Origin of the sequence: Synechococcus sp. WH 8016, assembly GCF_000230675.1 — a bacterium.
Classification (GTDB): Bacteria; Cyanobacteriota; Cyanobacteriia; order PCC-6307; family Cyanobiaceae; genus Synechococcus_C.
In genome coordinates this window covers 579,120-591,913 of sequence record NZ_AGIK01000001.1, presented here as the reverse complement: position 1 = coordinate 591,913, position 12,794 = coordinate 579,120, and the positions used below count along the sequence as shown (strand labels likewise).

Here is a 12,794-nt window from a genome sequence, read left to right as displayed (position 1 = left end):
CGTGAGGTATCACCGGTAGATTTCGCCGGTCTTGCCCCCGTCTCATGCTTGCTGTTGCCGTTCTTGCTGCTGGGAAAGGCACCCGCATGAAAAGTGCGCTTCCGAAAGTGCTGCAACCTCTAGCGGGCGCCACCTTGGTGGAACGCGTGCTCTCCAGCGCCCGCAATCTCGCGCCAGAGCGCCGGCTCTTAATCGTTGGCCATCAAGCTGAACGGGTGGAAGCGCAGCTCAGCTCCATTGGCGGGCTCGAATTTGTGCTCCAACAGCCGCAGAACGGAACAGGCCATGCCGTTCAGCAATTGATGGCTCCCCTCAAGGGCTTTCAGGGTGAGTTGTTGGTGCTCAACGGGGATGTTCCTCTTTTGCGTGCGGAGACGATTGATGCCTTGGTCCGCTCCCACCGCGATAGCAAGGCGGATGTGACCTTGTTAACGGCAAGGCTTGAGGATCCCACTGGTTATGGCCGGGTGTTTGCTGATGCGAATGGTCGTGTCAGCGGAATCATTGAACACCGTGATTGCAGCAATGAGCAACGGTCCAACAACCTCACCAATGCCGGGATCTATTGCTTCAACTGGGCAAAATTGGCCGAGGTCTTGCCGAAATTGAGCACCGATAACGATCAGGGCGAGCTCTACCTCACCGACACAGTGCAGCTCTTAGATGTTGCGATGCAGATGGAGGTGAGTGATCCCGATGAAGTGAATGGAATCAACAACCGCAGGCAATTGGCTCAGTGTGAGGGCGTTCTGCAACAGCGCCTTCGTGATCACTGGATGGACGAGGGTGTGACCTTCGTGGATCCTGCCAGTTGCACCCTCAGTGAGGACTGCAGCTTTGGCAGTGATGTTGTGATCGAACCACAAACGCATCTGCGTGGAGCCTGCCGCATTGGCAATCACTGTCGCCTAGGCCCAGGCAGCTTGCTTGACAATGCCGAACTCGGTAACGATGTCACGGTTGTGCAATCCGTGGTGCGCGATGCATGGGTTGGCAACGATGTAGCGATCGGGCCTTTCGCCCATATCCGACCAGCCTCGGAGATTGGTGATTCCTGCAAGATTGGAAATTTTGTTGAGATTAAAAAGAGTGTGATCACATCTGGCAGCAAGGTGAATCACCTCAGTTACATCGGTGATGCTCAATTAGGCGCCAATGTGAATGTGGGAGCTGGCACGATTACCGCCAATTTTGATGGCAAGAAGAAGCATCTCACCGTGATTGGTGAGGGAAGTAAAACGGGGGCCAATTCTGTGCTAGTTGCTCCTGTTGTGATCGGCAAAAATGTCACGATTGGGGCAGGATCCACGATCACCAAAGCTGTTCCAGATGGTTCGCTTGCGATCGGTCGTGCCAAGCAATTCACCAAGGAAGGATGGAACGCCTAGGGCCATTCATTTCGATCTTGATCGCTGGTCTGTTGAAGGCGGATTTGAATCAACAGACTTTTTTCACAGCGTTCCCTTGGCCAGCGTTCGTTGATGCGTAAGCGTGGGGCGACAGGTTATGAGTTCCATGTCTGATCAAAAGCTTTTTACCGTTCGTTATCGCGATGCCAGTAGCGATCGCCACGAACAGTCCTTTTATGCCGGCGATGCCTTTGAAGCGCGGGTTTTAGCGATGGAGGAAATTCGCTACATCCATGACCATCCCCATGCGATTGATTTGATCCGCTGCGAAGAGCACGCGGATGTGACCAAAGCCGCCTGACCTAGAGCTCTGGCAGTAACGGCAGCAACCGTTCCAAGGCAATCCCTCGACTGGCTTTCAAAAGCACGGTGTCTCCAGGTTTCAGCCATTCCATCAGAGGTTCAGCAGCCTGCTCGGGCGTTTCTACCAAGCGAAACCGTGACAAGGTCGAACTTGCATCTGTGATCGCCTGGGCTTCTCGTCCGCTAGCGACAGCCACCAATCCATCCAGGTTCAAGCTTGCAGCGTGATCGATGATCGCCTGATGCAGGCGAACACTGTCGTCCCCGAGCTCCAGCATGGTGCCGAGCACGGCAAAGCGTCGACCTGGTTGAGATGCCAATAAATCCAACGCCGCCAACACCGCTTCCGGTGAAGCGTTGTATGTCTCATCGAGAATCGTTAATGCACCGATCTGTCGCCGGCGATTGCGACCTCCTGGTACGTCTACATCCAGCTGTTCAAGATCTGCAGGAGACACGCCGAGACTGTCGGCGACGGCGAGCGCCAGCATCAGGTTGCGCGCATTATGTCTTCCTTCCAGGGGGCAGTGATAGAGGTGATTCCGGAGAGTGATCTGCCCAGTGGAAGGGTTGTAATCACCGAGATCATCAGCCCCTTGATCAGAGTGGTTGGCATCGTCGACCAGGGCCACACGCCGGACGCGGCCACTCCAACAGCGAGCAAGGGCTGCATCCAACAGCGGGTCTCCAGCGGGAATGATGACAAGGCCATCGGTTGCAAGGGCTGCTGTGATCTCGCATTTGGCCGAGGCAATCGCCTCGCGACTGCCTAAGCGACCAATATGTGCCGTGCCGATATTGGTGATCACGGCAATCTCTGGTTCTGCACAACGCGACAAGCGTTCAATTTCCCCGGGCCCGCGCATCCCCATCTCCACCACGACAGCGGCGTGGTGCTCTTCTATCCCGAGCAATGTGAGTGGAACACCAACGTCGTTGTTGTTGTTGCCGATACTGGCCTGAACGGCTCCCAGTGGTGCCAGTGCGGCGCGAATCAGCTCTCTTGTGGTGGTCTTTCCGGCGGAGCCTGTGACGGCCACAACAGCGCAGCTCAGGTTGCGCCGCACGAGACAGGCGATCTGTTGGTAGGCCTCCAGCGTGTCGTCCACGCTCCAGTGGAGCAAGCTTTGCGGCACTGGGATCTCACTATCTCGGGCGACCACAGCGGCCTGGATTCCTTGCTCCGTGGCAGATGCGAGGAAGCGATGGCCATCAAAGCGTTCACCGCGTAACGGCACAAAAAAGTCGCCTGGAGTGAGCAGTCGGCTATCCGTGCAGATCGGTCCCAAACGTTGTTGGAGGTTGGGCGCTGCGCCATCACCCCGTTGTGGAGGCCCCCAGAGCGAAACGAGATCAGCGAGATCCAGCACCTTCAAACCCTCTTTGGATCGAACACGATCATGCCTCCACCGATCCTTGCCGGTCGAGCCAAGAGATCTTGTTGGTCATTCACAAGACGAAGATCGGCGTATCCCTGGTCTTCCAGTCGGTTCCACCAGGCTTCGGCCAATTGTTGGCGTTGCTTTGGAGACCGTTGCCTCCAAGCCTCCGCATCGATGACCAGGGTCACGGCGTTGCGCTCCGGTTGGGGTTGGGCCGAAACAATCAAGGCTGATCCCTGGTTGCTAGCTGAGCTGCCAGCTGTGCTGCTATCGGAGCTGCTCTCTTCTGCCAGAAGCTCGAGGAGAGGATCAAAGCGCAACAGATCTGAGGTTGGCTCTGCCGAAGGCGGTTCGAGCTCCAGGTTGCTCAGGTCAGGATCTTGTTCCGTGGTGCTGAGCGCTTCTGGTCCACTGGAGCTGGTGCTCGAGCTGCTGCTGGAGCTGCTGGGATTCGTGTCCGTTGGGGCGCCCACCATGCCCTCGTTGTCGAGATCGGTCTGCAGGTTCGTGGGGATGGGCAGGGGACGCGCTTCAGGGAAAGGGGTGGTGCGGACGCGCTCTACCTCTGGAGGTGAAGGCGGCGACTGATCGCGAAGGATCTCACGCAGTTGAATCCCGCCCAGGACAAGCAACGTGAGGAGGAACCCCAGCAGCGCAGGCCAAAACAGGGACGCCAGTGGCTCTGGCCAGAAGGCTGGCACCGAAAGATCGCCCTCACGGTTTCGGCGCCAGAGCTCTTGGCTCCGTAAGCGCAGATCGGCGCTTACGGCCTGCAGATCTTGGCCAAGGGCCTTCCAGGGACTGTTGTAAGGAGCCGGAAGAGCGCTTTCGTTGTCAGAGGATTGCGGTTCGAAGGAATCCTGCATTCGTGGTTGCCTGCACCATCAGCGTCGCTGACCACCAAACAGTCTGGCTATGGGGTTGCGTGAACCCGGACCCTTGGACAGGTCGTCCGAGGGTTGTTCAGAGCTGCTGGTTGGGGCTTCGCGTTGGCCTTGAGCTAAGGATGGGTCCGCATCCTGGCCTTGGGAAAACTGTTCAACGACAGCGGCATCGGGACCTGGCTCCTTGAGGCCACAGACCTCCTGGTACATCTGGTCGTATTCCAGGGCTGAACGCGCCCAGCTGTAGTCCTGCTCCATGCCACGTCTCTGCAGTTCGCGCCAGCTGTCTTGATGGCGGAACGCTTCCCAGGAGCGCACGAGAGCGGTGAAGAAGTCCACGGGATCGAACCGATCGAAGCAGAAGCCCGTGCCGCTTTGTTGGGCTGGATCGTGCGGCGGAACCGTATCGACCAAACCACCCACCTTTCTCACCACAGGCACGCATCCGTAGCGCATGGCGAGCAATTGACTGATGCCGCAGGGCTCAAACCGACTGGGCATCAGGAAGGCATCACTGCCGGCATAAATCAAACGTGAGAGGTCGTCGTCGTAGGTGAGGAACACCGACACGCGTCCTGGATGGCGGGAAGCCATCTGCCACAGACCGGACTCCAAGCCGCGATCACCGGTGCCCAGCACCACGATTTGGGTGTCGGTGTAGGCGAGCAATCGATCGGCTACTTGCAGCAGCAGATCGACGCCTTTTTGATCAACCAGACGGCTCACCATGCCCAGCAGATAGGCATCGGGTCTGACTTCAAGCCCCATGCGCTCCTGGAGCACCTGCTTGTTGCGGGCGCGACCGGACAAATCATCGGAACTGAAGGTGGCGGGCAAGGCCCGATCGGTGGCTGGATTCCAGGCCTCAAGATCAATGCCGTTGAGGATGCCGCGCAGCTTGCCGGAGATGTAATTGAGCAACCCATCCAGTTTTTCGCCGTATTCCGAGGTGCGGATCTCTCTGGAGTAGGTGGGTGACACCGCGTTCACGCCATCGGCGTAGAGCAGGGCGGCAGCCATGGTGTGGTCGCCTTGCATGTACCAAGGGCACCAGGTCATCCGGTCCAACTTCCAGCGCCAGGGGCCCTGGTATTTCAGGTTGTGGATGGTGAAGACGGTGCTGATCTCAGGGTCTTGGTGCATCCAGACCGGAATCATCCCGGTATGCCAGTCATGGCAATGGAGAACATTCGGCTTCCAGACGTTCCAGGAAAATTCAGCCGCAGCACTGGCAAAAAAGGTGAAGCGCCAATCCTCATCCTCTCCGCCATAGATCCGTTCAGGATCAAAGACCGGATGGCCGACGAGGTAGATGGTGAGGCCGTTGGTGGGATGACGGGTCTCAAAGACCGCGAAATCGGTTCCCATGGTCTGGCCACGCCAGATCGGTTCCGTAGGGATCTCCAGGCGAGACCAGAGCTTGCCGTATCCCGGCATGATCAAGCGCACGTCGTGCCCAAGAGCTTTCAAAGCCGGGGGAAGGGATCCGACCACATCGCCCATCCCACCGACTTTCACCATGGGGGCGCATTCAGCGGCGGCAAACAGCACGCGCATGGTCGATCAAACCTGTAAGCCGCGAGACTGTAGACGCTTTACCGCGTTGTGATCGCTTTCAGGGGAGCACGGTCACCTGAGTTCCAACGCGGACGAGATCGAACACCTCTTGAACGTTCTCCTCATAAAGACGCACGCAGCCATGGGAAACGGCCCGTCCAACCGTCCAGCGAAAGGGTGTGCCGTGGAATCCGGCCACGGTGCAGCCATTGATATCGAGGTATTGCTCCCCGTCCCAGCCAGTGCGCCCCTTGCAATCGCGGTGGAAGCCAATCCAACGTGACCCCAGAGGATTCTTCTCGCTTTCTGCATCCACAAGTTCACCGCTCACCGGATGGGTCCACAACGGTTCCTTCACCTTTTCAAACACCCTGAAGCGTCCGGCAGGGGTCTCCCAGCCTGTGGTGCCCACCGCCGCTGGAAAGCGGCGCGTCATCAGGCCATCCTTCAGCACCAGGAGTTGGTGGTGCTTGCGGTCGAGCACGAGCTGCAACCCCTTGCGCTCCATCACATCATCGGGAATGCGGGCCAGCGAGGCCGCATCGCTTAAGGGGATCGCCAGGGGAGGAATCGGATCGGATTTGCGTTTTGGGACCTCTTCCTTAACCTTCACCAACAACTCGCCCTCACTCCCTGCTGGGGTCTCTCCCCGTAACTCTTGCGCTGAGCCAACGCCTGCCGATCCAACGCCTGCTCCTCCAACGAGCAGATAGAGGGTGGAAGCCAGCAGGGCAGCACGCAGTCCCAGGGCGGAAGCTTGCTGTTGACAACGCATCGGAGCAGGCGAAACGGGCTTCCAATTTTTAGCGAGTTTTGCGACTAAGGCAGCCATGGGGTGTCGGAAAAATCAGGATTGCGTTTCTCGAGGAAGGCATTGCGCCCCTCCTGGCCCTCTTCCGTCCGATAAAACAGGTGGGTGGCCTGTCCGGCCAACTCTTGGATGCCAGCTAAGCCATCGGTTTCGGCATTGAACGCTGCTTTGAGGCAGCGGATGGCTGTGGGACTGTGCTGAAGCACCTCTCTGGCCCAGCGCACCCCTTCGCTTTCCAGGGCGTCGAGCGGAACCACCGCATTCACCAGTCCCATCCCTAGGGCCTGGTCAGCGCCGTACTGACGGCAGAGGAACCAGATCTCCTTGGCTTTGCGTTGTCCCACCACGCGAGCCAAATAACCGGCCCCAAAGCCGCCGTCAAAACTGCCAACCCGCGGCCCGGTTTGACCAAACACAGCGTTGTCCGCCGCCAGGCTGAGATCGCAGAGCAGGTGAAGTACCTGACCGCCACCGATCGCGTACCCCGCCACTAGGGCGATCACCACCTTGGGCAAGCTGCGAATGATGCGCTGAAGGTCGAGCACGTTGAGGCGTGGCAGGCCTGTTTCGTCGAGATAACCCCCATCGCCGCGCACGCTTTGATCGCCGCCTGCGCAAAAGGCGTAGCCCCCATCGGCTGCCGGTCCGACACCGGTGAGCAGCACCACGCCAATGCGGCTGTCATCGCGGATCCGGGCAAAGGCATCACAGAGCTCCGAGACCGTGCGGGGCCGGAAGGCATTGCGCTTGGTGGGCCGATTGATCGCTAGCCGGGCGATGCCCTCATCACACCGATCCAGCAGCACATCTTCGTAGGTTCCCCAGGGCTGCCAGTTCACCCCGCTGGATCCTGGGAGCACCTGTCGGATGACGGGCTCTGGCATGGCGATCAGGAAAGGCTGATGCTCTGTTGTAACGCCTCACGGAGATCGAGGCGACGTTGGGCGTCGCTGCTGCGATCGGTGCAAACCCGCAGAAGGGCTGGGCCAGTCCGATCCAACCCCCATTCCAGAGCGGTGGGGAGATCATCCAGGCAGGCGAGCTGACGTCCAGGGATGGAATGGGCTGCGGCGAGAGCGAGGGGGTCCACCTGTTGGGGCATGGCGAACAGCTGGTTCAACCCATCGCTGGAGGGGGTTTCAATCGGCAGCTGTTCAAAAATGCCGCCGCCGGCGTTGTCGATCAACAGCACAAATAAGGGCAGCTGAGCGGCGCTGGCCAGGAGCCAGCCATTGCTGTCATGCAAGAGCGCTAAATCTCCTGTGATCAGCAGCGTTGGACCGAGCTCAGCCGCTAGGCCCAGGGCCAGAGAGAGGGTGCCATCAATGCCGGAGGCGCCCCGAAAGCTGTAACAGCGCCTGCGGCCGGTATCGCCTGCGGCAAAGGCTTGCCAATCGCGCACCGGGCTGCTGGCAGCGAGCATCACGGGCAGCTGAGCTGGCAAGAGCTGAGCCAAGGCGAGCATCAAGGCGGGTTCGTTGGCCGCTCCATGGGCTGGCAGCAGCTGGGAGAGGCGCTGTTGGAGATCACGATCTGCCTTGCTCCAGGCCTGAATGAGTGTTGGTTCAACAGCGTTGGGTTTGGGGCTGAGCTGGGGGGTGAGCTGGGGGGTGAGTTGAGGGCTGAGCTCTTGCCACCAACGCGCCATGCCGCCGCTCCACTGCTGCGCGACCTCGAGGGGGTCAAGGGGCCGTGGGTCCCCCTCTGTGATCAACAGCTGTGGGCCCTTTTGGCTGGCAAGCCAGGCCTCGAGGCGACGACTGGCCGGCATCGACCCCAACCGCAACACCTGGGCATGGCTTGGCAGCTGGCTTAAACCGTTGGGGAGCAACAGATCCCAATGGCGGATCACGCCTCCTAAGCCGCTCGGGATCGCCGCGAGGGGATCGGTGAGCACGGGCCAGCCACTGCGTTGTTGCCAGGCGATCAAGGCGGCCTGGTAGGCCTCAAGGTGGAGGCTTAGTCCCCGCCAGGGCCCGGCAACGATCACACCGGGTTGATCAGGATCCAGGCTTGGTGCGGCGGTTTGGGGGGTGGAAGTCCAGAGCTCAGGGTTAGCGGCATCAGCAGCGAGGGCCTCGGAGCTGTTCCATTGCGTCCAAAACGCCTTCTGTTGAGGCAGATCGGGGAGCAGGGGCTCCTCAAAGGGGCAATTGAGATGCACAGGACCTGGCTGCTGATGCAGATGCCGCCAGGCGGTCTCAGCGAGGGCTCGTAGCTCGTGATCCAGCCCGTTGCTGACGCCATCCAAGGGCCCGGATCCACACCAATGGCAAACCGGGGTGAGAAAGGCTTCTTGATTCACGGTTTGATTGGCCCCTTTGTTTTTGAGCCTTAGGGGGCGATCCGCGCTGATCAGCAACAGGGGCTGGTTGGAGCGATCCGCTTCTACGGCGGCCGGCAACAGGTTGGCCACCGCGGTTCCGGAGGTGGTGATCACGGCCGTGGCAACACCCGATGCACTGGATCGGCCGAGGGCATGAAATCCAGCTGATCGTTCATCGATCGCCGTGCTGAGCGTGATCAGCCCGGCGTGCTGCAATCCTGCGGCGGCAAGGGCTAAGGGGCCGGAGCGACTGCCAGGGCAGAGCACCACGTGGCGCAGGCCCTGTTGATGAAGGGTCTGGAGCAACAGGACAGAAGCCTGCAGATTGGCGAGGGCCTGGGTCAGGAATGCGGCGGTGGCTAATGCGATCCTCGGCTAACGCAGAACCGGCCATGGCACCTACTCCCAACTCAGAACCCAAGCGCAACGGTTGGAAAGGCCTGGTGGTGTGGGTGGTGTTGGCCCTGCTTCTGCGCTGGCAGGTGATTGAACCCCGTTGGATCCCCTCCGGTTCGATGTTGCCCACGCTGCATCTGCAGGACAGGATTTTGGTGGAAAAAATCACGCCGAGATTGAATCGCCAACGCCACAAGCCGATCGGCTTGGGCCAAATCGTGGTGTTCGCCGTGCCACCTCAGCTTGTGGAGGCTGGTTACGACGCCAACGCGGCCTTGATTAAACGCGTCGTGGGACGTCCTGGAGACACGATTGAAGTGCGAGATGGGCAGTTGTTGCGCAACGACATCCCTGTGCCAGAAGACTGGATGCCTGCGGCCATGGATTACAACCAAGGACCGCTCAACGTGCCGCCAGGGCAGTACTGGGTGTTGGGCGACAACCGCAATGCCAGCCTGGATTCTCACGTGTGGGGTGCTCTGCCTGACGAGAGGGTGATTGGTACCGCGGTTTGGCGTTACTGGCCCTTGAACAGGTTCGGTCCGATTCGGTTCTCACACCAAGATTCCGAGCTTCCGCCCATCGCAGCTGCGATAAGGTCTTACGACTGACGAAAGGTGGGCAGGATGTTCAATCCAGAATTCCTAACCACGGACAGCCAGGACGGCCAGCCCGTTAACAGCTTGATCCAATACCTCCAGGACCAATCTCCGGATGTTCTGCAGAGGGTGGCTCGATCCGCCAGCAACGATATTCAGGACATCATTCGCCATAACGTGCAGGGTTTGTTGGGGATGCTCCCCGGCGAGCAATTCGAAGTGAAAGTAACGGCTAATCGCGACAACTTGGCCAACATGCTGGCCTCCGCGATGATGACGGGCTACTTCTTGCGTCAGATGGAGCAGCGCAAGGAGTTGGAAGAAACGCTGTTCGCGGATGATGAAATGGCTGTTAATCCAGACGACGATCTGAATCTGTAGGGCTTTCTTGAAACGTTTGGAAGGAAAATTTGCCTTTCAAACGATCACGGATCGTTTCAAATCATCCCCTATTTTTGATCCAATTAATCCTGTTGAAGGGGGTTTTCGGGGACAACGCCAAGCTTTAAAAGGCGCTGATCGATGCTACCGAGGAAGCTCCAATTTCCTTCATTGGGTGCCCAGTTTTTTTGTTGCAGTTCCGTTCGTAAAGCCTCTGCCTGTTGAGCAGTGAAGGACAGGGGTGCGCTGTAGTGGGCGGGGATCAACCAGCGGAGATCTGATCGGGATTCCAGTTGTTGAAGCCAGACGTTGATCGCTTGTTGAGCTCGCGGTAACACCAGCCGTTCAAGCACGGGAGCCACCTGCACTTTGGCGGCCTCGTCTCCCATTAAGGCCGCAGCGTCGTCACGCCAACCGTCTTGCCAATCGAAGGGATACAGCCCGAAGTGGGCTTTCCATGAGCGCAATCCTGGCCGGAAGGCATGGCCAAGCATCTCGGCAATGGGTGGCACGCGCAGGCAATGGGGACGGAGGAAAGAGGCAAACAGCACCAAGCGCGCCCAGCCACGCCGGCGAGCCTCGGGGGAATCACTCAGCGGTTGATCTCCACGGTTGCGGGCATGGAACAGCAAGGGTGTGGGATCACGATCAAAAATCGCGGGTGGTGTGGCCTCAATGCCCACGAGGGCGTCGGTAATCAAGAGGGCGCCACTGGGTTGATGCAAGCAGCTGATCTCCTGAAAACGGCCCACACCGAGATCGAGGGGGCCAAGCGAGATCCATTGGCACACCTCCGGATGGGGCACTCCATCGCTGAGCAAAAATTTGGTGCGTTCAGCCGGCACCCCGAGCCAACTCAGGGGCAGCTGCACCGGAAAACTCCACTGGCCTGGACACACCCACACCTCAGCCTTGGGAAACTTGCGAGCGAGCGGCCCAAGTGGAAGTTTGTGCTCCAAACCGGATGCGCTGGGCAGCACGATCGTGCACACGGGTCCGTGGTCCGCTTCCAGGGCCCTAAGGCCAGCGACCAATTCAGCCGTTGGTGGCAAGGGGTTCACCAGCATCAAGCCGCCGGGCACCTTCACCACGGTGAGCCGAATTGGCACCGCCACGTAATAGATGCCCTGGAGCTGCTCGAAGCTCCACAGCTGGCCAGGGATCAGCTCTTGAAAATGGGTGGGGCGTTTGCCATAGGGATACAACGGCAGCAGCGGCCACCAAGGCCAGTGTTGGTCGGCTGGCGAGATGCCCTCAGTTGCACTCAGATCTCCTGCCATGACTGGATTTAGCTGTCTCGTGGTCTCAAGTTGTGCAACTGGGCACAACCTTGTGCGAGTGGCTTTAGGGACAAAACAGGGATAGGCTAGGCGTGTAAGCCACTCTGTCCCTGTATGACAGCAGCCACTGGGCTTCGCCGCAACAGCGCAAGGCTGAAGGGCCTAGCCAAGTATCTCCGCACCAAGCACTCTGACCGCTTCGGTCTGTCACTGCGACGCAAGACGAGGCCCAGTGGAGAGGAGTTGATCTACCTGACCTTCAACTCCAGGCCTGACGGAAGTGGTGACCAGAAGTGGCTGAAGTTGAACGCGTCATACCAAGACGGGGACGTCGTGATCTCAACCGCAGTTGATACAGCACTCGCCGAGTTCGACAACAACCTCAAAAGGAACGCAGGCGGCCCCGTTGGCAGCTCATTAGGGATCTACCAGCGGGAAGCTTTGGGCCGAATTGAGAGCGCAGGGAATTCGGAGAAACACGCTGCAAGGCGGGTGAAATGGGTCCAATCATGTGTTCGGTGGCTCGCAGAACACAACAGCAAGGCCAACAGCAGAGATGCCCTTCTGGAGTGGATCAAGAGCTGGCCAGCTGAAGCTCGAAGCCGGCGTGATGCAATCTCAGCAGCTTGCCTTTTATTCGACATCGCTACGGATGGGAAAAGGCTCAATCCCGGGAGAGAAAACGGATATCAAGAACCCGCTGCAGGGCAGGGAAAACCAGTCGATCCTGCCGAAATAGAGCGCATCATCCTGGGCCTTTGGGACCGCTCTAAAACTTCAGAGCTCGCTCATGCTTGCGCCTGGATCACGACTTGGGTTGCCGTAACGGGTGCCAGAGGGGCCATGGTGATGGCCTCGGAACTCCTTTGGAAAAAACCTGGTCAGGTTGAAGTTGCTGTAGGTAGCTACGTGCGCTGTCGGGACAGCAAGCGAGGCAGAAACCGACCAGCAAATCTTTGCCCGTCCTGGCGGGGGTTACTAGAGAGCGTCGGCGTAGAACGACTGCAACAGCCACCTCAACGGCTACGCAACGCCGCAAGTCCTTGGGACGACAAACCCACTCAGGATCAGCAACGGAAAACAGAACAAGAGCTTGGTGCCGTTCACGGCTGGCTCTGGAGAGAGCTCTCTGATGAGAAAGGCCTCAAGGCAGACCGAGAACTTATTGGACTGCGCACACTGCGACATAACGCTGCACGACGCCTCCTCGAGGTGAAGCAGTTAGACCTACTGCAGATTGCCGGCCTGCTCTCCACATCCGAAGAGATGTTGAGGCGCACCTACGCCGACCATCACCGATTCCGGTCACACGAAATCATTCGCGAAGTTTTTGGGTAGCTCAAAAGGATATCTACTTCTTCCAGTGCCAAGTGCTGCAGGTATTCCAATGGGATCAGTTACAAAAAAGTCCCTCAACTGAGGGATGCCACCTAGGCCATCGAATGCCAATCTGAAGAGTCTGAATG

12 protein-coding genes are annotated in these 12,794 nt (G+C 58.9%); 5 read left to right on the top strand and 7 right to left on the bottom strand.

The features are described from left to right. The first annotated feature begins 44 nt into the window (after positions 1–44). On the top strand, positions 45–1,388 hold the full coding sequence (gene glmU, locus SYN8016DRAFT_RS03060) for a bifunctional UDP-N-acetylglucosamine diphosphorylase/glucosamine-1-phosphate N-acetyltransferase GlmU (protein WP_006852786.1): 1,344 nt from the start codon (positions 45–47) through the stop codon (positions 1,386–1,388). 127 nt (positions 1,389–1,515) lie between these two features. Continuing rightward, positions 1,516–1,710 (top strand): hypothetical protein, encoded by a 195-nt coding sequence (locus tag SYN8016DRAFT_RS03055; protein WP_038013221.1) that lies wholly within the window; start codon positions 1,516–1,518, stop codon positions 1,708–1,710. Between the two features lies 1 nt (position 1,711). On the opposite strand, the gene murF is transcribed toward SYN8016DRAFT_RS03055, so the two are convergent. The 6 genes from murF to menD are packed head-to-tail and all read right to left on the bottom strand — an operon-like array spanning position 1,712 to position 8,978. Beyond that, the gene (gene murF, locus SYN8016DRAFT_RS03050) at positions 1,712–3,082 is read right to left on the bottom strand and encodes a UDP-N-acetylmuramoyl-tripeptide--D-alanyl-D-alanine ligase (protein ID WP_006852784.1); all 1,371 of its coding nucleotides are present in this window, start codon (positions 3,080–3,082) and stop codon (positions 1,712–1,714) included. Between the two features lie 2 nt (positions 3,083–3,084). Beyond that, complete coding sequence (locus SYN8016DRAFT_RS03045; protein ID WP_006852783.1) at positions 3,085–3,960, bottom strand: hypothetical protein; 876 nt, start codon at positions 3,958–3,960, stop codon at positions 3,085–3,087. 18 nt (positions 3,961–3,978) lie between these two features. Continuing rightward, the gene (glgA, locus tag SYN8016DRAFT_RS03040; protein ID WP_006852782.1) at positions 3,979–5,535 is read right to left on the bottom strand and encodes a glycogen synthase GlgA; all 1,557 of its coding nucleotides are present in this window, start codon (positions 5,533–5,535) and stop codon (positions 3,979–3,981) included. Positions 5,536–5,593: 58 nt separating this feature from the next. Continuing rightward, a complete protein-coding gene (locus tag SYN8016DRAFT_RS03035) occupies positions 5,594–6,310 on the bottom strand; it encodes a L,D-transpeptidase (protein WP_038013717.1) in 717 nt (238 codons plus the stop codon). A 44-nt stretch (positions 6,311–6,354) separates the two neighbouring features. Further along, positions 6,355–7,230 carry a 1,4-dihydroxy-2-naphthoyl-CoA synthase gene (gene menB / locus SYN8016DRAFT_RS03030; RefSeq protein ID WP_006852780.1) on the bottom strand — a complete coding sequence of 292 codons (876 nt, stop codon included), beginning with the start codon at positions 7,228–7,230 and terminating at the stop codon, positions 6,355–6,357. Positions 7,231–7,235: 5 nt separating this feature from the next. Then, complete coding sequence (menD, locus tag SYN8016DRAFT_RS03025; protein ID WP_006852779.1) at positions 7,236–8,978, bottom strand: 2-succinyl-5-enolpyruvyl-6-hydroxy-3-cyclohexene-1-carboxylic-acid synthase; 1,743 nt, start codon at positions 8,976–8,978, stop codon at positions 7,236–7,238. Between the two features lie 86 nt (positions 8,979–9,064). On the opposite strand from menD, the gene lepB reads away from it, so the two are divergent. Next, entirely contained in the window at positions 9,065–9,679 is a 615-nt protein-coding gene (gene lepB, locus SYN8016DRAFT_RS03020) for a signal peptidase I (protein WP_006852778.1), read from the top strand. Positions 9,680–9,694: 15 nt separating this feature from the next. Further along, positions 9,695–10,048 carry a DUF760 domain-containing protein gene (locus tag SYN8016DRAFT_RS03015; protein WP_006852777.1) on the top strand — a complete coding sequence of 118 codons (354 nt, stop codon included), beginning with the start codon at positions 9,695–9,697 and terminating at the stop codon, positions 10,046–10,048. 83 nt (positions 10,049–10,131) lie between these two features. Here the strand turns inward: SYN8016DRAFT_RS03015 and SYN8016DRAFT_RS03010 are convergent, their stop codons facing one another. Further along, on the bottom strand, positions 10,132–11,328 hold the full coding sequence (locus SYN8016DRAFT_RS03010; RefSeq protein WP_006852776.1) for a DUF4336 domain-containing protein: 1,197 nt from the start codon (positions 11,326–11,328) through the stop codon (positions 10,132–10,134). Positions 11,329–11,442: 114 nt separating this feature from the next. Between SYN8016DRAFT_RS03010 and SYN8016DRAFT_RS03005 the strand changes: the two genes are divergently transcribed. Further along, the gene (locus SYN8016DRAFT_RS03005; protein WP_006852775.1) at positions 11,443–12,666 is read left to right on the top strand and encodes a hypothetical protein; all 1,224 of its coding nucleotides are present in this window, start codon (positions 11,443–11,445) and stop codon (positions 12,664–12,666) included. Positions 12,667–12,794 lie beyond the last annotated feature (128 nt).